17 protein-coding genes and 1 pseudogene are annotated in these 21,449 nt (G+C 63.1%); 10 read left to right on the plus strand and 8 right to left on the minus strand.

Annotated features, from left to right (window positions below; genetic code table 11):
- Positions 1 to 41: 41 nt before the first annotated feature.
- The 3 genes from IVA82_RS03550 to IVA82_RS03560 all read left to right on the plus strand — a co-directional run bounded on the left by IVA82_RS03550 (position 42) and on the right by IVA82_RS03560 (position 3,575).
- Positions 42 to 1,025: a zinc-dependent alcohol dehydrogenase family protein gene (locus IVA82_RS03550; protein WP_247384701.1), complete on the plus strand. Its 984-nt coding sequence runs from the start codon at positions 42 to 44 to the stop codon at positions 1,023 to 1,025.
- A 25-nt stretch (positions 1,026 to 1,050) separates the two neighbouring features.
- Positions 1,051 to 2,574 (plus strand): bifunctional aminoglycoside phosphotransferase/ATP-binding protein, encoded by a 1,524-nt coding sequence (locus tag IVA82_RS03555; protein ID WP_247384702.1) that lies wholly within the window; start codon positions 1,051 to 1,053, stop codon positions 2,572 to 2,574.
- Between the two features lie 116 nt (positions 2,575 to 2,690).
- Positions 2,691 to 3,575 carry a CHAD domain-containing protein gene (locus IVA82_RS03560; protein WP_247384703.1) on the plus strand — a complete coding sequence of 295 codons (885 nt, stop codon included), beginning with the start codon at positions 2,691 to 2,693 and terminating at the stop codon, positions 3,573 to 3,575.
- Here the strand turns inward: IVA82_RS03560 and IVA82_RS03565 are convergent.
- A pseudogene (locus IVA82_RS03565) lies at positions 3,572 to 5,400 on the minus strand (alpha/beta fold hydrolase). The gene IVA82_RS03560 and the pseudogene IVA82_RS03565 overlap by 4 nt on opposite strands.
- Positions 5,401 to 5,600: 200 nt before the next feature.
- Between IVA82_RS03565 and IVA82_RS03570 the strand changes: the two are divergent.
- Positions 5,601 to 6,326: a CBS domain-containing protein gene (locus IVA82_RS03570; RefSeq protein WP_247384704.1), complete on the plus strand. Its 726-nt coding sequence runs from the start codon at positions 5,601 to 5,603 to the stop codon at positions 6,324 to 6,326.
- Between the two features lie 39 nt (positions 6,327 to 6,365).
- Here the strand turns inward: IVA82_RS03570 and IVA82_RS03575 are convergent, their stop codons facing one another.
- From IVA82_RS03575 to IVA82_RS03585, 3 genes are all read right to left on the minus strand, one after another.
- On the minus strand, positions 6,366 to 6,830 hold the full coding sequence (locus tag IVA82_RS03575) for a RidA family protein (protein WP_187436070.1): 465 nt from the start codon (positions 6,828 to 6,830) through the stop codon (positions 6,366 to 6,368).
- Between the two features lie 15 nt (positions 6,831 to 6,845).
- Positions 6,846 to 8,537, minus strand: coding sequence for a benzoate-CoA ligase family protein (locus IVA82_RS03580; protein ID WP_247384705.1), 1,692 nt, complete (start codon positions 8,535 to 8,537; stop codon positions 6,846 to 6,848).
- A gap of 145 nt (positions 8,538 to 8,682) precedes the next feature.
- A complete protein-coding gene (locus IVA82_RS03585; protein WP_247384706.1) occupies positions 8,683 to 9,201 on the minus strand; it encodes a MarR family transcriptional regulator in 519 nt (172 codons plus the stop codon).
- 247 nt (positions 9,202 to 9,448) lie between these two features.
- On the opposite strand from IVA82_RS03585, the gene IVA82_RS03590 reads away from it, so the two are divergent.
- Complete coding sequence (locus IVA82_RS03590; protein WP_247384707.1) at positions 9,449 to 10,624, plus strand: ABC transporter substrate-binding protein; 1,176 nt, start codon at positions 9,449 to 9,451, stop codon at positions 10,622 to 10,624.
- A 30-nt stretch (positions 10,625 to 10,654) separates the two neighbouring features.
- Entirely contained in the window at positions 10,655 to 11,110 is a 456-nt protein-coding gene (locus IVA82_RS03595; RefSeq protein WP_247384709.1) for a cupin domain-containing protein, read from the plus strand.
- A gap of 8 nt (positions 11,111 to 11,118) precedes the next feature.
- On the opposite strand, the gene IVA82_RS03600 is transcribed toward IVA82_RS03595, so the two are convergent.
- The 4 genes from IVA82_RS03600 to IVA82_RS03615 all read right to left on the minus strand — a co-directional run bounded on the left by IVA82_RS03600 (position 11,119) and on the right by IVA82_RS03615 (position 16,513).
- Positions 11,119 to 12,369, minus strand: a complete 1,251-nt coding sequence (locus IVA82_RS03600; protein ID WP_247384710.1) for a flavin-dependent oxidoreductase — start codon at positions 12,367 to 12,369, stop codon at positions 11,119 to 11,121.
- A 54-nt stretch (positions 12,370 to 12,423) separates the two neighbouring features.
- Positions 12,424 to 14,775 (minus strand): bifunctional salicylyl-CoA 5-hydroxylase/oxidoreductase, encoded by a 2,352-nt coding sequence (locus IVA82_RS03605; RefSeq protein ID WP_247384711.1) that lies wholly within the window; start codon positions 14,773 to 14,775, stop codon positions 12,424 to 12,426.
- 96 nt (positions 14,776 to 14,871) lie between these two features.
- Entirely contained in the window at positions 14,872 to 15,708 is an 837-nt protein-coding gene (locus tag IVA82_RS03610) for an enoyl-CoA hydratase family protein (RefSeq protein WP_247384712.1), read from the minus strand.
- A gap of 43 nt (positions 15,709 to 15,751) precedes the next feature.
- Positions 15,752 to 16,513: an SDR family oxidoreductase gene (locus IVA82_RS03615; protein ID WP_247384713.1), complete on the minus strand. Its 762-nt coding sequence runs from the start codon at positions 16,511 to 16,513 to the stop codon at positions 15,752 to 15,754.
- 193 nt (positions 16,514 to 16,706) lie between these two features.
- Here IVA82_RS03615 and IVA82_RS03620 point away from each other — a divergent pair, with 193 nt between their 5' ends.
- The 4 genes from IVA82_RS03620 to IVA82_RS03635 are packed head-to-tail and all read left to right on the plus strand — an operon-like array spanning position 16,707 to position 21,446.
- On the plus strand, positions 16,707 to 17,537 hold the full coding sequence (locus IVA82_RS03620; protein WP_247384714.1) for an alpha/beta hydrolase: 831 nt from the start codon (positions 16,707 to 16,709) through the stop codon (positions 17,535 to 17,537).
- The gene (locus IVA82_RS03625; RefSeq protein ID WP_247384715.1) at positions 17,534 to 18,823 is read left to right on the plus strand and encodes an acyl-CoA dehydrogenase family protein; all 1,290 of its coding nucleotides are present in this window, start codon (positions 17,534 to 17,536) and stop codon (positions 18,821 to 18,823) included. The genes IVA82_RS03620 and IVA82_RS03625 overlap by 4 nt, the downstream gene beginning before the upstream one ends.
- A gap of 2 nt (positions 18,824 to 18,825) precedes the next feature.
- Positions 18,826 to 20,361, plus strand: coding sequence for a long-chain fatty acid--CoA ligase (locus IVA82_RS03630; RefSeq protein WP_247384716.1), 1,536 nt, complete (start codon positions 18,826 to 18,828; stop codon positions 20,359 to 20,361).
- Positions 20,358 to 21,446 (plus strand): NAD/NADP-dependent octopine/nopaline dehydrogenase family protein, encoded by a 1,089-nt coding sequence (locus tag IVA82_RS03635; protein ID WP_247384717.1) that lies wholly within the window; start codon positions 20,358 to 20,360, stop codon positions 21,444 to 21,446. Before IVA82_RS03630 ends, IVA82_RS03635 begins: the two co-directional genes overlap by 4 nt.
- The last annotated feature ends 3 nt before the right edge of the window (positions 21,447 to 21,449 follow it).

The raw sequence follows: 21,449 nt of genomic DNA on the forward strand, positions 1-21,449 counted from the left end.
TATTATTAGTTCGATCGGAGCGGTCAGCCGCGGAGAGACGGATGCGTGCGATGGTATTGGCTGGCCCGCGGGCGCGGCTTCGAATGGAGGAGCGCCCCGATCCCGTCCCCGGCGAAAGCCAGATCCGGGTGAGGGTCAGCGCTTGCGGCGTCTGCCGGACCGATCTTCACGTCGTCGACGCCGAACTACCCAACATCCGCTATCCCATCGTACCAGGCCATGAAATCGTCGGCCGCGTCGATCTCATCGGCCCGAATGTCGCAACGCACGCGCCGGGTGACCGGGTGGGCATTCCCTGGCTCGGGTTCACCTGCGAAGACTGCCGGTTTTGCCGGGAAGGCATGGAGAATCTCTGCGACAGGCCGCTGTTCACCGGCTACACGCGGGACGGTGGCTATGCCACGCACACGATCGCCGATGCCCGCTACGCGTTCCCGCTCGGCGAATCCGGGGACGACGAGGCCCTCGCCCCTCTGCTGTGTGCAGGCCTGATCAGCTGGCGTTCGCTGGTCCTGGCCGGACAAGCGGACAGGCTAGGCATCTACGGCTTCGGCGCCGCCGGCCACATCATCGCCCAGGTCGCGATTTGGCAGGGGCGATCGGTCCACGCGTTCACACGACGCGGCGATACGGCCGCACAGGACCTCGCCCGCCGGCTCGGCGCCGTCTGGGCGGGCGCTTCGGATGAAATACCGGACACGCCGCTCGATGCCGCCATCATCTACGCTCCCGCCGGCGAGCTCGTGCCGGCCGCGCTGCGCGCCGTTCGCAAGGGCGGACGCGTGGTGTGCGCCGGCATCCATATGAGCGACATTCCGAGCTTTCCGTACGATCTGCTCTGGCAGGAACGGCAGTTGATTTCCGTGGCCAATCTCACCCGACAGGACGGTCTCGATTTTCTCAGGATCGCCCCGCAAGCCGGCGTACACACCGAGACGACCGCATTCCCGCTCGACCAGGCAAATGAAGTCCTGGACATGCTGCGGAACGGACAGATCCTCGGCGCAGCCGTGCTCAGACCCTGACCGCATCTCGGGACACCCAGCTTCGATGGCGGACGAAACGGCTACCCAGGACCGCATCTTCACAGCGCTCTGCGCGCATCCCGGCGTGACAAGGATCGATACGCACGCGGCTTCAGTCTTTCTCGACGGGGCTCGCGCGCTGAAGATCAAGCGGGCCGTCCGGTTTCCGTTCCTCGACTATTCGACACTCGAGAAACGCAAGGCGGCGTGCGAAGAAGAGATCAGGATCAACCGGCCGCTGGCCCCACAGATCTATCACCGCGTCGTCGCGATCACGGAAGAGCCGGATGGATCGGTGAAGGTCGACGGCTCCGGCCGGCCCATCGAATATGCAGTCGACATGTCACGCTTCGACGAGAGCAGGACGCTGGATCATCTTGCCAAGGCTGGCCCACTGGATGCGAACCTTATCGCCGCGGCCGCCGACGCGATCGTGGCTGCGCACGCAACGGCGCCCCGCGCCGACGGTGAGGCATGGGTCTCCTCCGTTCCCGGCCTGATCGATGGAAACAGCAATGGCCTGCGGACCGTCAATCATCTCGAAGCTGAAGAGATCGCGCAACTCGGAAAAGACTCGCACGCGATGTTCCTGCGCCTGCGGCCTTTGCTCGAAGAGCGCGGCCGTCGGGGTTTTGTGCGCCGCTGCCATGGCGACCTGCATCTTGCGAACATCGTGTCGATCGACGAACAACCGGTGCTGTTCGATGCCATCGAGTTCGATGCGCAAATGGCAACTGTCGATGTACTCTACGATCTCGCATTCACGCTGATGGACCTGCTGCGCTACGATCAGCCCCTCGCAGCCAACATCGCCTTGAACCGATATCTCGCCGCGACGCCGCCCGAAAATCTCGACGCCCTCTCCGCCCTGCCGCTGTTTATGTCCATTCGAGCCGCGATCCGCGCCCAGGTGGCGCTGGCACGGCTGAAGCCGCCACATTCTGGCGATCCTGGTATTGTTGACGACGCACGGCGCTATTTCAGCCTCGCCCGGACGCTGATCCGCCCTCCCGCTCCCCGCCTGATCGCAATCGGCGGCCTGTCGGGCACCGGAAAGACGGCCTTGGCGCGAGCGCTCGCGCCGGTCGTCACGCCGCAGCCGGGGGCAATCGTGCTGCGCAGCGACGTCGTCCGCAAGCAGATGTTCGGGGTCAAAGAAATGCACCGGCTGCCCCCCTCAGCATACACACAGGAAGTCGCAGCCCGCGTTTACGAAACGTTGTCCCAGCAGGCCCGGCGGGTGCTGACGCAAGGCCACTCGGCGATCGTCGACGGCGTGTTTGCCCGCGATTTCGAACGTGACGCGTTGTCAGCACTGGCCCTGGAGTGCAACGCGCCGCTGAGCGGGCTATTCCTGGTTGCGGACCTGGCGACGCGGCAAGCACGAATCGGAAGCCGTCACGGCGACGCATCCGACGCCACGCAAGAGGTTGCCGCGCTGCAGGAGCACTATAATATCGGCCATGTCGGTTGGACGACCATCGATGCATCCGGGACACCAGAGCAAACGCTCCGGAGCTGCCGGGACGCGATCGCTGAGGGCAAATAAGGCAATCTTGATTGACGCGGGCAAGGAAGTCGCGACCCACCACGACCCCGACAGCGATCGCTCGCGCCAGGCCCGCGACGAGACGCAATGCCCTGCCCGGCCGGCTAAGCGCCGGCATGGCCTGTGACACCGCCTTTCGGATCATCGCTCGCCGTCATCTCGACGCCGTCCTCGCCCAACATGACGGCACCTGCCGTGGCGATCCGGATGCGCTGCACCAGATCAGGATCGCGCTGACGCATCTGCGGACGGCCATTCGCTTCTTTACGCCGATGGTCGGCGACGCGCTGCGGCCGGAGATCTGGAGAGAACTGAAGTGGCTGAACAGCCAGCTCGGCATGGTACGGGACCTCGACGTGGCGATTGAACGCGTCGTTGCCGAGAGCGGCGACGAGCTCGCCGTGATTGCCGAGCTCCAGCATTGGGACGAGAAGCGCGCCGAGAGTCATCGCCTGCTGGCGCGCGCGCTGCAATCGGCGCGATATCGCCGCCTGGTCGAGCAGACCTCGGCATGGATCGAGAGCGGACCCTGGTCGACCAGGCGCAGCAAGGAGGCCATCCGGCTGCGCCGCTGCGCGCTCGCCGACCACGCAACGACGCAGCTGGCCGGATGGGAAAGGACGTTGCTGAAGAAGGCTCGGAAGCTCGGCCAGCTCAACGTCAAGAAACGGCACAAGCTGCGGCTTCTCAACAAGCGAATGACCTATTCGATCGAGTCGCTGGAGGACCTGTTCACCAACGGAGCGCTGACGAAGCAGAAGTCCATCCTCAAGCAGCTGCGCAAGGCGCAACGGTCGCTCGGACAGCTGAACGACGACGCGCGAGGCCAAGCGCTGGCGGCATCACTGAACGGAGCCGGCCTCGAGGCCGGCATGCGTTTCCTCGACCGCAAGCGCGAAAAGAAGCTGTTGCAAGCCGCCTCGACGGCCTACCGGAAACTGGACAAGGCCAAGCCCTTCCGTTCCTCCGACCTCGCCCCGAATTCGGAACCAGACGACTAGCTACGGACGTAGTCTCCCGGCGCGTCGGGCAGGCCGTCAACGTCTGCAAACCCGATCGGCGGTGGACCTCCGAACTCGCCAGAACGGGACGCAAGCCATCCGGTCCATTCCGGCCACCACGACGCCTCAACATGCGGTGCCAGCTTCAGCCATTCGTCCGGGCCGACATAGGGCGCGTCCGCGGCCTTGATCATCACCTGATAGCTGTGTCCGGGCTCGTCGGGCGGCGCGACGACACCGGCATTGTGGCCGCCGCTGGTCAACAGGAACGTCACGTCGGCGTCGACCTGATAGTGGATCTTGTAGACCGACCGCCACGGCGCCACGTGATCGGCCAGCGTGCCGACCACGAAAGTCGGCGCGTGGATGTCGGAGAGGGAGATACTCCTGTCTTCGACGCGATAGCGGCCCTCGGCCAGGTCATTGCAGCTTGCGTAGATACTCGGAGTGCATGCGATAGGGCAGCCGCGTTGCGTCGGCGTTCCAGGCCATCAGGTCGCTCGGCGGCGCCGACTCCCCCATCAGATAGTCGTGCGACAGCCGCGACCAGATCAGATCGTTCGAGCGCAGCAGTGGAATGCGCCCGCCATCTGCGTCGTATCGAGATAGCCGCGCTCCCACATGACGTCTTCGAGGAAGGAGACCTGGCTCTCGTTGATGAAAAGCGTCAGCTCGCCGGTCTCGGTGAAGTCGGTCTGCGCGGCGAGGAGCGTGATCGTGCCGAGGCGGTTGTCGCCGTCGCGCGCCATCGCGGCGGCGGCGATCGACAGCAAGGTGCCACCCAGACAATAGCCGAGCCCATGAGTCTTCCGACCGGGCATGATCCGGCCGATCGCATCCAGAGCGACCATGACGCCCAGCTTGCGATAGTCATCGAAAGCGACGTTCCGGTCCTTTGCATCCGGATTACGCCAGGAGATCATGAACACAGTAAAACCCTGACCGGTAAGATACCTGACCAGCGAATTCTGGGGCGACAGGTCGAGGATGTAGTATTTCATGATCCAGGCCGGCACGATCAGGATCGGCTCCGGCCGCACTTTTGCGGTCGTCGGCTGGTACTGGATCAGTTCGATCAGCTCGTCACGGTAGACGACCTTGCCAGGTGAAGCCGCAACCGTCTTGCCGACGAGAACTGCTCATCGCCGGCCGGCCTTGCGGCAGAGAGCAGGCGCAAGTCGCTGCACCAGTTCTGCCAACCGAAGACAAAATTCTCTCCGCCGCTCCTGAACGCCTTCCCCAGCACCTCCGGATTGGTCACGGCGAAATTCGACGGCGCCAGCATGTCGAGCATCTGACGCACCGAGAACTCGACAACGGCTTCATTCTCGCGCGAAACACCCCGCACGCCGACCGCCGCGTCGTGCCACCAGCGCTCTCCGAGCAGAAACGCCTGCGCAAGTAGATTGAACGGCGAGGTCTCCCATTGTGAGTCCTTAAAGCGGCGATCCCGCCCCTGCGGCTGGATCACCGACCATGGCTTTTGCTCCGGAGAGGTCGCGTGTGCGACAGCTTCCAGCAACCGGCCGGTGTCGCGAAGGACGTTGCGTGCCATCTCCGTCTGGCGCTGCGGCGCCGCGGCCAGATGCGCACTCCAATCGAGCCAGGCAAGCGACAGAGCCACCGGCGAAATCCCGCCCGTGAAGCGCGCCAGCAACGCATGGAACGCGCGGTCGAGGGGATATGGTTCCGGCGGAGCCTCGGGATTGGCGGCTGGATTGTCGGTCTGCCTTTTGGTGCTTGTCGTAGAAGGGGCAATGCGCTGGACGGAGGGCGTCAGCGCCGCCGGCCCTTGGGTCCGCGGAACGATCGGTACGACGCTCATGGCTCAATATTCCTGCGCGGTTCTGGTCTTCGTCGGCAGCAGGATATGGCCACGCGGTTCGTACGCGTTTGAGCTGCATCAATTTCGCACGCCGATTACAAGGCACGACCGGCCTTCCCCGCTTGACCTGGGTCAAACCGCGCCCTGCCGCCTGCACTAGATTTTGCCTATCGAAACCGTCCACACCTGCGGAGTTCCCCATGCGCGCCCACCAGATCATGACCCGGTCGGTCATCTCGGTTAGCTCCGACGACAGCATTGTCGAGGCGGCGAACATCATGCTGCAGCGGCATGTCAGCGGTCTCACCGTGGTCGACGAAGCGGGCAAGCTCGTCGGCATCGTTTCAGAAGGCGACTTCATCCGCCGCAGCGAAATCGGCACCGGACGCAAACGCGGGCGTTGGCTGAGATTCATCCTCGGTCCCGGCAAGTCGGCGAGCGACTTCGTCCATGAGCATGGTCGCAAGGTCTCGGAAGTGATGACCGCCACGCCCGTGACCATCACCGAGGATACCGCACTCGCCGAGATCGTCGATCTCATGGAACGCAACAATGTGAAACGGCTGCCGGTGGTCCGCGGCGACAAGGTCGTCGGCATCGTGTCGCGCGCCAATCTATTGCAGGCGGTGGCGGGTCTCGCCCGCGAGGTGCCGGATCCGACGGCCGACGACGATCACATTCGCAGCCGCATCATCGACGCCATGGAGAAGAGCGACTGGTGCCCGTTCGGCCTCAACGTCATCGTTCGCGATGGCATCGTTCACCTCAGTGGCGTCATCACCGAAGAGCGCGCCCGGCAGGCAGCGGTCGTTGCAGCTGAGAACGTAGTTGGCGTGAAAAAGGTGCACGACCATCTTTGCTGGGTCGACACCATGTCGGGCGTCTATCTGAACTCGCCTGAGGACGAGCTTGCCAAGGCAAGCTGATCGGCGGTCAGGATCGAAGGGTAGAGCGACGAACGCAGCTTAGCGCGGAACGACGGCGGTGGCCTCGATTTCGACGCGCGCTGCCTTCTCGACGAGACGGACGACCTGAACCAGCGCCATCGCAGGATAGTGTGCGCCGAAGATCGTCCGATAGATCTTTCCGAGCTCCTTCAGGTTCGCCATGTATTCGTCCATGTCGACGACGTACCAGGTCAGGCGCACGAGATGCTCGGGTCGCGCGCCGGCCTCGGCGAGAATTGCCGCAATATTGCGCAGGGTCTGCCCCACCTGCCCGACAAAGCCATCCGCCAGACGCTCCTCGGCATCCCAGCCGATCACCCCGCCGGTCACGACAATGCGGCCATCCGCGGCCATGCCGTTGGCATAGCCCTTCGGCATCGGCCAGCCGGACGGCTGAAGCACTTGCACCGTTGAAGGGGCTTCATTCTCGGCGGCGGTCGGCAGCACCGCAAGCTGCGGACCCTTCGGCGTCGTCCCGGACACTTTTCTATCCTTTTCTCATTCTGGCGCGACGCCCGATGACGTCGCTGCGGCTTGCGCCAGTTGCCGCAGGGCAAAGCGCTTCAACTTGCCGGTCTCTGTCTTCGGCAATTGCGTCACAAACTCGATCGCGCGCGGATATTTGTAAGGCGCGATCTCGCGCTTGACATGCTCCTGCAATTCCGCCGCGAGCTGCGCATCCGGCGTTACGCCGGGTGCGGGGATCACGTAGGCTTTCACGATCATTCCGCGCGCCTCGTCCGGCGCACCGACGACTCCACACTCGACGACGGACGGATGCGTGAGCAGTGCCGCCTCGACATCTGTGCCGGCGATATTGTACCCGGCCGACACGATCATGTCGTCGGAGCGTGACTGATACCAGAAGTAGCCGTCGGTATCCATCAGATAGGTGTCGCCGGTGATGTTCCAGCCGTTCTGGACGTATTTGCGCTGGCGTTCGTCAGCAAGATAGCGGCAGCCGGTCGGACCGCGCACCGCGAGACGCCCCATCGTGCCCGGTGGCACATCATTGCCGGCGTCATCGACGATCTTTGCCTCATAGCCCGGAACGGGCTTGCCGGTCGCCCCCGGGCGGATCTCATCTTCGGTCGCGCTGATGAAGATGTGCAGCATCTCGGTCGCGCCGATGCCGTCCATCAGCTTGATGCCGGTCGCCTTGAGCCAGGCATCGAAGGTCGGCTTGGGCAGCGTCTCGCCCGCCGAGACGCATTTGCGGAGCGAGGAAATGTCGCGGCCTGCGAGCTTGCCGATCATGGCCCGATACGCCGTTGGCGCGGTGAAGCAGACGGTGGTCTTGTACTGCTCGACCGCCGTCAGGATATCGTCGGGCGTCGTCTTCTCCAGCACAACGAAGGAGGCGCCGATATGCATCGGAAACAGCACGCCGCCGAAACCGAAGGTAAATGCAAGCGGCGCCGATCCAACGAAGCGGTCCTTCTGCTCGGCCCGCAGAATATTGTGCGCATAACCGTCGCACACCGCCAGCATGTCCCGATGAAAATGCATGGTGCCCTTGGGATCGCCAGTCGTGCCCGACGTGAAGGCGATCAGGCAGATGTCGTCGGAGGCGGTATCGACCGCCGTGAACTCGGGACTTGCGTCGGCAATCAACGCCTCGAGCGAGCCCGCCGCGCCGTTGCCCCAATACACGACCCGTTTGAGAGCGGGCGCGACCGCTTTGGTCTTTTCCATCTCGTCGGAAAGCTTGCCATCACAGAGCGCGAGCCCGATCTCGGCCTTCTGGATCGGATAGGACAGCTCCTTGGCGCGCAGCAGCGGCATGGTGGCGACGACGATGCCGCCGGCCTTGATCACCGCGAGATAGGTGGCAACCATCATCGGATTGTTGGCCGAGCGCAGCAGCACGCGGCCGCCGGTCACCAGACCGAGCTTGCCGACCAGCACATTGGCGATGCGGTTCACGAGCGCTTGCAGCTCGCGATAGCTGTAGCTGACGGCGGGACTGATGACGCAGGGCGCATCGCCATACCCCTGCTCGACCCAGCGATCGAGGAAATAGCTGACGCAGTTCAATCGCTGCGGATAGTGCAGCTCCGGCCGCGTGAAGATGAATTCGGGCCAGAACTCTCGCGGCGGCAGATGTTGCCGCGCAAACGTATCGACATGGGCGGTCGCGGCGTTGCCGTCATGCGAGCCCGAGACTTGAACCTTGGCGGCGTTGGCCATCGCACGCTCCTTTGCGCATGGAAAGCACCCGGCAGCACTAACTTAGAAACATTTTAGGCTTAAAACAATTTCGTGCAATAGCGGATTTTGGGCAGCCCATGCTTTTTCCTGCGGCGAATGGGGATCGTGGGCGGAGCCGGTGGACCTAGGAGCGGCGGCGACCGGCCGATTTCTGCGCCGACGCCTTGGTCTTGGCTAAGAGCCGCATCAGCTCGCGCACATCCTTCGGAGACAGATCAGCGAAGAGATCCGCGATCCAGGTCTCGTGTTCCGCAGCCATCCTGCGAAACTCAGCCCGACCAAGCTTGGTGAGCCGGATCACCTGAACCCGACGGTCGGTGTCCGACGTGCGACGATCGAGATGGCCGGATTCCACAAGCCGCTCGACAAGGCCGGTGACGTTGCCGTTGGACACCATCATGCGCTTGGAGACATCGGAGAGGGTCATGCCGTCAGGCGCCTTGTCGAGTTGCGCCATCAAATCGAAACGGGGCAACGTGACGTCGAACCGCTGCCGCAACCGGCCTCGGACTTCGCCTTCGATCAGGGTCGTGCAGGTCAGGAGGCGCAGCCACAGCCGCAGCTCTTCGGCATGGTCCTCCGGGGTTTCAACGGCCTTGGTCTCGGAATCAAGCATCTGGGTGCAGTCACTGGCGGCTGGCATTGGCGCCGGCACGGATTCCCTAACATTTTGAGCTTCAAATAAATTGGCGGTCGCCGCAAGTCCAAAGCTGCAACAATCGACCGCAGCCAATTTCTTTTAGGCTTCAAATAATTGGCCCGCAGCTTGCATGAAAGCTGCCCGCGATGGCGCGCGCGCGGCCTTGCTTGCTGCGGAAGCCATCATCGGCATAAGCTCGGATCAGATTACACGGCTTGGGACGCAAGCCCGACAGTCACGGGGACAGATCATGAAGACGCAATTGACCTTGGCCACGGCCGCTTTGCTGCTCGGCACCGCGGTGACCCCTGTCCTCGCGCAAGAGAAGATCAAGCTGGGTGTGATCGTGACCCTGTCGGGACCCGCCGCCGCGCTTGGCCAACAGGTCCGCGACGGCTTTGCGCTCGCGGTGAAGGATCTCGGCGGCAAGATGGGCGGCCGGGATGTCGAGGTCGTCGTGGTCGACGACGAGCTCAAGCCGGACGCTGCGGTGACCAAGGTCAAGGGTCTGCTGGAGCGCGACAAGGTCGACTTCGTCGTCGGCCCGATCTTTTCCAATATTCTCCAGGCAATCCACCGGCCCGTCACGGAATCGAAGACCTTTCTGATCAGCCCCAATGCCGGTCCGTCAACCTTTGCCGGCAAGGACTGCAACCCGTTCTTTTATGTGACGTCGTACCAGAACGATCAGGTCCACGAGATCCTCGGCAAGGTGGCGCAGGATCGGGGCTACAAGCGGATGTATCTGATGGTGCCGAACTATCAGGCCGGCAAGGACTCGGTCGCGGGCTTCAAACTCGACTACAAGGGCGAGATCGTCGAAGAATCCTACATGCCGCTGAACACGCTGGATTTCCAGCCGGAGCTTTCCAAGATCTCGTCGCAAAAGCCCGATGCGCTCTTCACGTTCATGCCGGGTGGTCTCGGCGTCAACCTCGTCAAGCAGTACCGGCAGGCCGGCCTTGCGGACAGCATTCCGGTGCTCTCGGCTTTCACCGTCGATGAATCGACCCTGCCGGCGCAGCAAGATGCCGCGGTCGGCATGTTCGGCGGCGCGAACTGGGCGCCCAATCTCGACAACCCCCAGAACAAGAAGTTCGTCGCCGCCTATGAGGCCGCCTATAACGGCGTGCCCGGCACCTACGCCTTCCAGGCGTACGATGCCGCGCTTCTGATCGACAGCGCCGTCAAGGCGGTGAAGGGCGATCTCTCCAACAAGGACGCTGTTGGAGCCGCGTTGAAGAAGGCCGATTTCACGTCGCTGCGCGGCTCCTTCAAGTTCAACGCCAACGGCTATCCGATTCAGGACTTTTACCTCACCAAGGTCGCCAAGCGTCCGGACGGAAGGTTTCAGACCGAGATCGTCCAGAAGGTCTTTGAGAACTACGGCGACCGCTATGCCAAGGACTGCAAGGCGGCGAACTAAGGCCGCGCGTCAAGCTACGGGAGGACATCAATGAAAAGCGAAATCACCGGCATCACGCGGGCCAATGAGGGCATCCAGGGCATTTCCTGGAACATCCTCGGCCAAACCTATGTGCCAAAGAGCAATACCGAGCACAGCTTCTCCTGGCACGCGACATTGCCGCCGGGCACATTCGTGCCGCCGCACATTCATCCCGACCAGGACGAATATCTCTATATGCTCGAGGGCAAGCTCGATTTTGTGCTCGGCAATTCGGAGTCACAGGCGACCGCCGGCGACCTGATCCGTCTCGGGATGGGCGTGCCGCATGGCATCTTCAATAAGTCGGAGCAGACCGCCAAGGTGCTGTTCTGGGTCTCGCCGACCCGCAAGCTCTTCGACCTGTTCTGGGGCCTTCACAACATGAAGGAACAGAAGCCGGAGGACGTGGTGGCGATGGCCGCCGAGTTCAACATCCACTTCCTGCCGCCGCCTCCCGCCGGCTAGCGCCGGCGTTAAGCGCGCACTGCCGCAAGGCCCGGCACTGCGGCGAAGCCGGCCTTGGTGGCATAACCGCGCACGATCGCCTCGCGCTGGGAATAGCTCAGCACGTTGTCGACATTGTCGAAGCCGTCAGGCGCAAGTTGCTCGACCGCGTCGATGACGCCCTCGGGGCCGCCGCGACGATTGGAGCGGACGATATCCGCAGTCATCGGCAGGCGCTTCTTCTCGTATTCCAGTAACGCCTGGCGCGGATGCTCGGCGCGCACCAGCACGTCCGCGAGGCAGCGCGCATCGAGGATCGCTTGCGATGCGCCGTTCGAGCCGACCGGATACATCGGATGTGCGGCATCGCCAAGCAGCGTGACGCGGCCGGACGACCAATAAGGCAGGGGATCGCGGTCGCAAGTCGGATATTCGTAGAATTCGGGCGTCGCCGAGATCAGGCTCCTCACGTCGATGTAAGGCACGCAGAAGCGCGCGACATGCGGCATCAGGTCTTCGCGCCGGCCCGGCCGCGACCAGTCCTCTTTCCGCGGCGGCGGCGCATTGCCCTCGCCTACTTTCACCAGTACCGCCCAATTGGTGAGGCGGCTCGCGGGGCTCGATCCCTCGGCAATCGGATAGATCACCACCTTGGCATTGAGCCCACCGGCCACGATCATTGATTTTCCGGTCAGGAACAGCGGCCAGTCGCGCGCCCCGCGCCACAACATCAGCCCGTTCCAGCAAGGCGGCCCCTCGTTCGGGAACAGCGTCTCGCGGACGCGCGAGTGGATGCCGTCAGCGCCGATCAAGATATCGCCGCGCGCGGTGTGAATGTGCGCGCCCGTACGATCGAAGAAATAGGCCGTCACGCCGCCTTCGTCCTGCGTGAAGGCGCCAAGCCGGCAGCCGGTGTGAATCGCCTCTGGCCCGAGCCGCTCCTCGACAGCGCGATGAATGACGCGCTGAAGCCGGCCGCGATGAATCGAAAATTGCGGAACGTCGTGGCCGGCGTCGATGCCGCGGGCTTCCCGCCAGACTTCCTGGCCGTGGCGGTTGAGGTAATAGAGCTGATCGGTCCGGATTGCGACATCGTCGAGCTTCTGCAACAGGCCGAGGCCTGCGAGCTCGCGCATGGCGTGCGGAAGCGTGTTGATGCCGACGCCGAGTTCGCGGATGGTATCGGCCTGCTCGAAAATCTCGCAGCCAATGCCGCGCGAGCGCAGCATCAATGCCGTGGTGAGACCACCAATACCGCCACCGACGACAATCGCCTTCATCGCCCTAACTCCACACAATACACGCAGGCAATGGGGTTAACGTCGCACGGGCGGTCACTCCGCCGCAAGCGGCTTTGTCGCCTCCGCCTTGAGCTCGGCCCGGGTCTTGGGCTTAGCCTTAATTCTCAGCTCTTCGAGATCCTGCCGGTCGCGCTCGCTGTTGCGGAAAATTTGCTCTTTTCCAGGCAGATATTGCGGCGGGCAGAACACCCCGTCCGCCCCGTACCAGGCCGCCGCCTTCATGGTGAAGAAGGGGTCAACCAGATGCGGCCGCCCCAGCGCAACGAGATCCGCCCGGCCGGCGGCCAAAATCGTATTGGCCTGGTCCGCGGTCGTGATGTTGCCGACGCACATGGTGGCGACGCGCGCCTCGTTCCGGACCTGGTCGGAAAACGGCGTCTGGAACATACGCCCATAGATCGGTTGCGCATCGCGCACGGTCTGCCCGGTCGAGACGTCGACGAGATCGACACCGGCTTCAGCAAAGGCGCGCGCGATGGCGACGGCGTCGTCACCGTCGATGCCGCCATCAGCCCAGTCGGTTGCGGAAATACGTACCGACATCGGCTTGTGCGACGGCCACACCGCCCGCAACGCCTCAAAGACCTCAAGCGGAAAGCGCAACCGGTTCGCCAGCGAGCCGCCGTATTCGTCCGTCCGGGTATTCGTCAGCGGCGAGACGAAGCTTGCGAGCAGATAGCCGTGGGCGCAGTGCAATTCGAGCATATCGAAGCCGCAGCGCTCGCCGCGCTCGGCCGCCGCAACGAATGCATCTCTCACCGCGTTCATGCCGGCGCGATCGAGCTCGCGCGGCACCTGGCTGTCGGGAAAATAGGGCAGCGGCGATGCCGAGAACACGTCCCAGCCGCCCTCGTCCAGCGGCCGGTCCATGCCGTCCCACATCAGCTTGGTCGCGCCCTTGCGGCCGGCGTGCCCGAGTTGCAGGCAGATCTTTGTGGCCGAGTTGGCGTGGACGAAATCCACGATGCGCCGCCAAGACGCCTCCTGCTCGTCGTTCCAAAGGCCTGCGCAGCCCGGCGTGATCCGGGCGTCGCGGCTGATGCAGGTCATCTCGGTGAAGATCAGGCCGGCGCCACCGATGGCGCGCGAGCCATAATGCACCAGATGAAAGTCGGTCGGCACGCCTTCCTTTGCCGAATACATGCACATCGGCGATACCACCGCGCGATTGGCGATCTCCATCTCGCGCAAGCGGAATGGCTGAAACAGCGGTACCATTGGCTTGTTGGTATCGACATCAAAGCCGCCTTCGCGAACCTGCTTGGCAAACGACTTCTCAACTTCGGCAACGAAATCCGGAGCGCGTAGCTTCAGATTGTCGTAGGTGATCGCCTTCGACCGCGTCATCACGCCGAACGCGAACTGCACGGGATCAAACTCCCAGAAGCGATCGACGTGCTCGAACCAGACCAGCGAGACATCGGCAGCGTGCTGCGTCTTCTCGACTTCCTCACGGCGGCCATGCTCGTAGACCTCCAACGCAGCCTCGATACTGGACGCATTCTGCATCGCTTCGGCCAGCGCAATGGCGTCTTCCATCGCAAGCTTGGTGCCCGAGCCGATCGAGAAATGCGCGCTCGCCTTGGCGTCGCCAAGCAGCACCATGTTGCCCTTGACCCAGCGCTTGCTGCGGATCATCGGGAAATTGCGCCACATCGAGCGGTTGGTCAGCAGTTGGTGCCCGTCCAGGAACCAGCCGAAGATATCGGACATCCGCGCCGCGGATTGGATCTCGTTCAGCCCGGTCAATCCAGCCCGCTCGAACGTCTTCGGATCGGTCTCGAAGATCCAGGTCGAGCGCCCGGCTTCGTATTGATAGGCGTGGGCGATGAAAGGCCCCCACTCCGTCTCCTGGAAGATAAAGGTGAACGCATCGAGCGGCTTGGTCGAGCCCATCCAGGCGAACATGTTGGTGCGGACGTCGACTTCCGGCTGGAAGTGGTCGACATATTTTTCGCGGAAGCGGCTATTGATGCCGTCGGCAAGCAGGATCAGATCGGCGTCGACGAAGCGGGCATCGTCTTCGATATCCACTTCGAAAAGCAATTTGACGCCGAGCTCGCGCCCCCGCTCCTGAAGGATCAGGAGCAGTTTCTGCCTTGAGCAGCCGCAGAAACCGTTGCCGCCGACCCGATGCACCGTGCCGCGAAAATGCACGGCGATGTCGTCCCAATAGGCGAATTCCTGGGTGATGCGCCGATAGCTCGGAAGATCATGTTTTTCGAAGTTGTCCAGCGTGGCGTCCGAAAACACCACCCCGAAGCCGAAGGTGTCGTCGGCGCGGTTGCGCTCATACACCGTGATTTCGGCGCCCGGGCGCTGCTTCTTGAGCAGGATCGCTGCGTACAGACCCGCAGGTCCGCCACCGATGATCGCGACTTTCATGGGAGCCTCGCCAATTCAACCGGCCACGAAACTATTTTAAGCCTAAAATACTTTCGCGCAAGCCCCCATTCGATGGGGTAGATCGCAGCGCCCGATTTAGTCGCCCCTGAAGACCGGCTTGACCTTGTTGGCGAAGGCCTCGAAGGCGCGACCAAAATCGGCCGTCGTCATGCACAGCGCTTGAGCAATGGCCTCCGCTTCGATCGCCTCTTCCACCGACATCGCCCATTCCATCGCCAGCATGCGCTTGGTCATGGTGTTGCCGAAGGTCGGACCTTCAGCGATCTGCTTGGCCAGCAATTGCGCCTGGGGCAGCACCTGCTCCGGCGTGACGATGCGGCTGAAGAAACCCCAGCGCTCGCCCTCCTCAGCGGTCATGAACCGGCCGGTGTAAAGCAGCTCAGAAGCGCGGGACTGTCCGATGATACGCGGCAGGATCGCGCAGGCCCCCATATCGCAACCGGCAAGACCCACCTTGTTGAACAGGAATGCAACCTTGGCCCCGCTCGCGGCGAGGCGCATGTCAGAGGCCATGGCGACGATTGCACCGGCCCCGGCACAAATGCCCTCGACCGCCGCCACGATCGGCTGCGGACACGCCCGCATCGCCTTGACGAGGTCACCCGTCATTCGCGTGAAGGCGGTCAGCCCCTTGGTGTCCATTTTCACGAGCGGACCGATGATCTCGAACACGTCGCCGCCGGACGAGAAATTGCCGCCGGCGCCGGTGACGACGATGACCTTGACCGCATCGTCGAACCCACAGGCTCGGAAAAAATCGGTCAGCTCTCGATAGCTCTCGAACGTCAACGGATTCTTCCGCTCGGGACGGTTGAGCGTCACGGTGGCAACCCCATCCACGACGGCCAACAGGAAGTGCTCCGGCGAATAGTCCGCGAGGGGCACGGTCACGGGATTGGCTAGTCTGCTCATGCGATCTCCTTAGCTTCCATGTTCCGCGCGCGTGCTGTGCGCGCTAGATCTCGCCGCCCGCGACGGCAACCGCCTGTCCTGTGATCGCGCTAGCACCCTCGCCGCACAGCCAAAGCACGGCGTCTGCCACCTCCTGAGGCGCGATCAGACGCCTCTGCGGATTGTGCTTCGCGAGCTCGGCAACCGCCTGCTCGCGGCTACGACCGGTCTTCTTCATGATATTCTCGATACTGCCGGCAACCAGATCGGTGTCCGTGAAGCCCGGACACACCGCATTCACGGTCAAGTTGCTGCCGGCCATCTCGAGGGCAAGGGATCGTACCAGACCGATGACGGCGTGCTTGGCAGCAGCGTACGCGCTCACATAGGCATAGCCCTTCAGTCCGGCCGTCGATGCGATAGCGACGATGCGTCCGTAGGGACGATCCTTCATTCCAGGTAGCACCGCGCGGACGGCGTGGACCACGCCCATGAAATTGACGTCCATCATGCGCGCGAAAAGCGCACTGTCTGACTTCGAGAACGGCGCGGATTCAGCGCTGCCGGCGTTGGCGATCAGGATATCGATGGGTTGTCGTGCGTGTGCTTCGGCGATGGCCGCCTTCAACGCAGCTTCGTTCGAGACGTCGGCAACAGCCGCGAAATGCGCCGCCCCTACGCTGATCGCCTCTTCGAGTGTTGCTGCATTCCGGCCAAGCACCGTGACCGTGGCACCGGCACCGACAAGACCCGCCGCAATCGCGCGACCTATGCCGCGGCCGCCACCGGTCACCAGCGCGTGCGTCGAATGCGGCAATCCGGACATGCGCTGACTCCCTGACACCAATTGGTCGCCTCCCGATATATTTTAACCTTCAAGTTTTTGCAATGAAGCCCAACTTGACGTCGCAAATGGCGCGCGGTGAGGCTCGGCCCAAAAATTGCTTTAAGCATAAAATTATCTCTTCCCATCCCCTGCAGGCCTGTTAGCATCCTCAGACCAAGCAAAAGGATATCACGTGTCGCAACCTGCGCCGATGATAACAAAGGACGGTCGCTTCGCCTACGAAAGCGCAGGCGATCCGGGCGCGATACCTTTGATCTTCCTGCATGGAATCGGCGGCGCGGCGCGGGCCTGGCGGCATCAGCTTGCCACGTTCGACGACCGTTTTCATGCGATCGCGTGGGACATGCCTGGCTATGGCGGATCGGTGCCGCTTGCGAGCGTCAGTATCGCTGCCCTGGCGGATGCACTCCAGCAATTCATCGAGCAGCTTGGTGCAACCAAGCCTGTTCTGGTCGGTCATTCGATCGGCGGCATGATCGTCCAGAAGTGGCTCGTCCAGTTTCCCCAGCTGGCACGTGCAGTCGTCCTGGCGCAGACGAGCCCAGCCTTCGGCAAGACCGATGGCGACTGGCAGAAATCGTTCATCGCTGCGCGGCTCGGCCCGCTCGACCGAGGGGAAACCATGAAGTCGCTCGCGCCCTCACTGGTGAAAGAGCTGGTCGGTGACGATCCCGATCCGGACGGATTGGAACTCGCACGCGAGTGCATGGCGAGCGTGCCGGAAGCAAGCTATCGCGCCATGATGCTGGCCTTGATCGGATTCGACCAGCGCGGCTCTCTCAAGGATATTTCCGTACCGACGCTGCTGCTGTCCGGTTCCAAGGATAACAACGCCCCCGCTCCGATGATGGCGAAGACGGCGGCGTACATTCCTTCAGCCGACTATGTCGAGCTGGCCGGCGTTGGCCATCTCGCCAATCTTGAGCGCCCTGAGGCTTTCGACGCGGCTCTCAGTCGGTTCTTGGAAGCTGTCGTGGCCAAAACACAGGTGACCGCACAATGACCCTGCAAGTCAGCAAGACCATTGGCGCCACGGATAAGGTCGCGCTGGATGCGCCGATCTTCGATCCCGTCGCGTTCCGCTTGAGCGACGAACAAGCCGGCATTATCGCGCGGGCGCGCGAGATCGGCCAGAGCGTGTTTGCCGCTCGCGCTGCGGCCTACGACCGCGAAGCTATCTTTCCGTCCGAGAATTATCGCGACCTGCACCGCGTCGGCCTGCTCGGCATTGCTGTCCCGAAGAAGCATGGAGGTCTTGGCGCGACCTACCAGACCTATGCCCTAGCAGCAGCCGAGATCGGCCGCTATTGCGGCGCAACGGCGCTCACCTGGAATATGCATGTGTGTTCGACCCTGTGGTCGGGCCCCCTCGCCGACGATCTCGACATGGATCCCACGACCCGCGCGGAACACGAGCGGCGACGTGCAGTCCACTACAAGCGCATCGTCGAGGACGGCGCGATCTATTCGCAGCCATTCTCGGAGGGCGGTGCGGCGGCGGCAGGCGGCGTCGCTTTCGGCACGCAAGCAAGGCCGGTCGAGGGCGGCTGGATCGTCAATGGCAAGAAGATCTTTGCATCGCTCTCCGGCCACGCGGACTATTACGGCGTGCTCTGCACCGAGATTGAGGAAGGCAAGAAGGCCTCGCGCCGCAACACCCTTTACTTGGCGATCGCCGCCAAGTCTGAAGGCGTCTCGGTCGTCGGCGACTGGGATCCGCTCGGCATGCGTGGCACGGTCTCACGGACGCTCCTGTTCAAGGACGTGTTTGTGCCGCACGATTCAGCGTTGATGCCGCGCGGCGTCTACTTTCAGGCCGCGATGCGCTGGCCGCACATGTTTCTGACGCTGTCCCCGACCTATATGGGTCTCGCGCAGGCAGCTTACGACTTCACCGTGCGCTATCTGCGCGGCGAGCTGCCCGGCACGCCGCCGGTCAAGCGCAGGATGTATCCGACCAAACAAATTGCAGTTGCGCAGATGCAGATCAAGCTCGAGCAGATCAAGGCGATCTGGTTCCAGGCAGTCACCGAGGCGCACGCCAATCCAAGCAAAGAGCAAGTGCTGCGTGCCTATGCCGCGCAATATTCGGTGATGGAAGGCGCCAACGAACTCGCGGCTCTCGCCATCCGCACCTGCGGCGGCCAGGCCATGCTTCGGTCACTGCCGCTGGAGCGGATCTATCGTGACAGCCGCTGCGGTTCGCTGATGCTGCCCTGGACAGCCGAGCTCTGCCTCGACCGTATCGGGCGCGAGGCGCTGTACGAGGCCGGCGAAACGGACGATTGACGGTGGACCTCTGTAGTCTGATCGATCGCAACGCGGCGTTCGCGCCAGACAAAACAGCCATTGCCTTCGAAGGAGAGCGGCTGAGCTATGCCGCGTTCGCTGCGCGCATCGCGCAGACCGCCTCGGCGTTAAAGAACGATTTTGGCGTCAGCCGGGGTGACCGTATCGCGATCCTGAGCCTGAATCGGCCGGACTATCTGGTTCTGCTCTACGCATGCGCACGGCTCGGCGCGATGCTCGTGCCCCTGAACTGGCGATTGGCCGTCGCTGAGCAACTCTTCATCCTCTCGGACGCTGGCGCCAAGATTTTGGTACTCGAGCAAGCACTTGCGGAGCTTCTTCCCGAGCTGGAGCGGACCTCGCTGGGAACAGCCGTCATCGGCTTTGACTTCACCCCGCTTCGCGGCGCAATATTTGAAAGTCTATTGGCTCGCGGTGACGGTAGCGGACGAAACCCGCATACCGACCTCTCCTGCCCGCTGCTTATCGTCTACACCTCAGGGACGACTGGACGACCGAAGGGCGCTGTGCTGCGTCAGGATGCGCTGTTCTGGAACGAGATCATGAGCCAGCACATGCACAACATGACGTCCGACGACCACGTGCTGACCGTGCTGCCGTTCTTCCATGTCGGCGGCCTCAACATCCAGACCACACCGGCGCTTCAGCTTGGGGCCACAGTCACGATCCAGGCGCGCTTCACGCCAGAGGCTGCGCTTGCCGCCATCGCGCACGAGCGGCCGACACTGACGGTGATGGTCCCGGCCATCATCCAGGCCGTGAGCGATCATCCCGACTGGGCTACCACCGATCTATCGTCACTGAAGGCTGTCGCGACCGGCTCGACCATCGTGCCACCGCATCTGATCGATCGCTTCGTCGCACGCGGCATTCCAGTGCTTCAGGTCTACGGTTCGACCGAGACCTGCCCCATTGCAATTTACACGCGGCTTGGCGGCGATCATTCTCGCGCGGGATCGACCGGACTTGCCGGCTTGTGCTGCGAGGCTAAGGTGATCGATCAGGGCGGCACCGAAGTGCCGGCGGGCACGCCAGGCGAGATCGCGGTGCGCGGCCCCAACGTATTTTTCGAATATTGGGGCAATGCGGACGCCACGCGCGATGCGTTGCAGGACGGCTGGTATCGCACCGGCGACATCGGCCTGCGCGATGCCGACGGCTATTTCTGGGTCCGCGACCGCAAGAAGAACATGATCATCTCCGGCGGCGAGAACATCTATCCAGCCGAGATCGAACGCGTCTTGCTGCAACATCCTGATGTCAGCGAATGCGCTGTGATCGGCCGACCGGACCCGCGCTGGGATGAGGTGCCGGTCGCCTATGTGATCAGGCGATCCGGCTGCCGGCTCGAAGCCGACGAACTAAGAACCCACCTTCAGGCGCAGCTCGCACGCTACAAAGTTCCGCGCGATATCGTCTTCGTGGCCGACCTGCCGCGCACAGCGCTAGGCAAGGTCCAGCATTTCTTGCTGAAGCAGCTTGATGCGCAATCACGCGCGCAAGGAGAACCATCTTGAAGATTGCGGTTCTGGGCGGCGGGAACGGCTCTTTCGCAGCCGCAGGCGACTTTGCGCTATCGGGACATGAGGTCAGGCTCTGGCGCCGCGACGCAGATCAAGTCGCGGCACACCGGGCCGCCGGCTCTCGCATCCTGGTGAAGGACCACAATGGCCGCCACGACCTCAAGCTCGCACTCGTCACGACCGACATGGCCGAAGCCGTCGGCGGCGCCGAACTGATCCTGTGTCCTGCCCCTGCTTTCGCGCAGCCCGACATTGCCCACCTGCTTGCTCCGCACCTGCGGGACGGCCAGGTCGTGTTTTTACCACCGGCGACATTCGGCTCGATGATCTTCGCGCAAGCGGCGCGGGATGCCGGCAATCGCGCCAAGGCGCGCTTTGCGGAAACGGGTACGTTGCCGTGGCTGACCCGAAAGCACGGGCCATTCGAGGTCGCCATCACTATCCGCGCCAAGCGGCTGCCGGTCGGCGTGTTTCCGCTCGATCAGGCATCCCACGCGATCGAGGTGATCGGACGAGCGTTCCCAGGCGTGATCGAACCGTGCGGCGACGCACTTTCCGGCGCGCTGATGAACGCGGGACCCATCATCCATCCGCCGTTGATCGTGATGAATGCAGGCCCGATCGAGCATTTCGAAAAGTGGGATATTCACAAGGAGGGAACGCAAGCCGCAATCCGCCGGGTCACAGACGCGCTCGATGCCGAGCGCATCGCGGTGCGTGAGGCGCTCGGATACGGCGCGCCGCATTTCCCGCTTGCTCATCACTATGCCAAGGAAGGCGAGATCTGGATGTATGGCCGCGGCTCGCATCACCGCCTGACCGATTCCGGCGACTGGCGTGAACGCATCGTCCTGACCGAGTATCGCTACATGCGGGAGGACCTGCGGCTCGGGCTATCGCTGCTGGTCTCCGTCGCTGCGATGGCCGGTGTGGCGACGCCACTGGCGAGAGCATTCCTGGCAATCGGCGGCGCGATCTGCGGTGAGGATTTTGCGCAAGGCGGACGAACACTCGAAACGCTGGGCATTGGCAACCTCGGCAAGACCGAACTGCAGACTCTGCTTCGCAAAGGATTTTGACCG

This window comes from Bradyrhizobium sp. 142 (genome assembly GCF_023074015.1).
GTDB lineage: Bacteria > Pseudomonadota > Alphaproteobacteria > Rhizobiales > Xanthobacteraceae > Bradyrhizobium.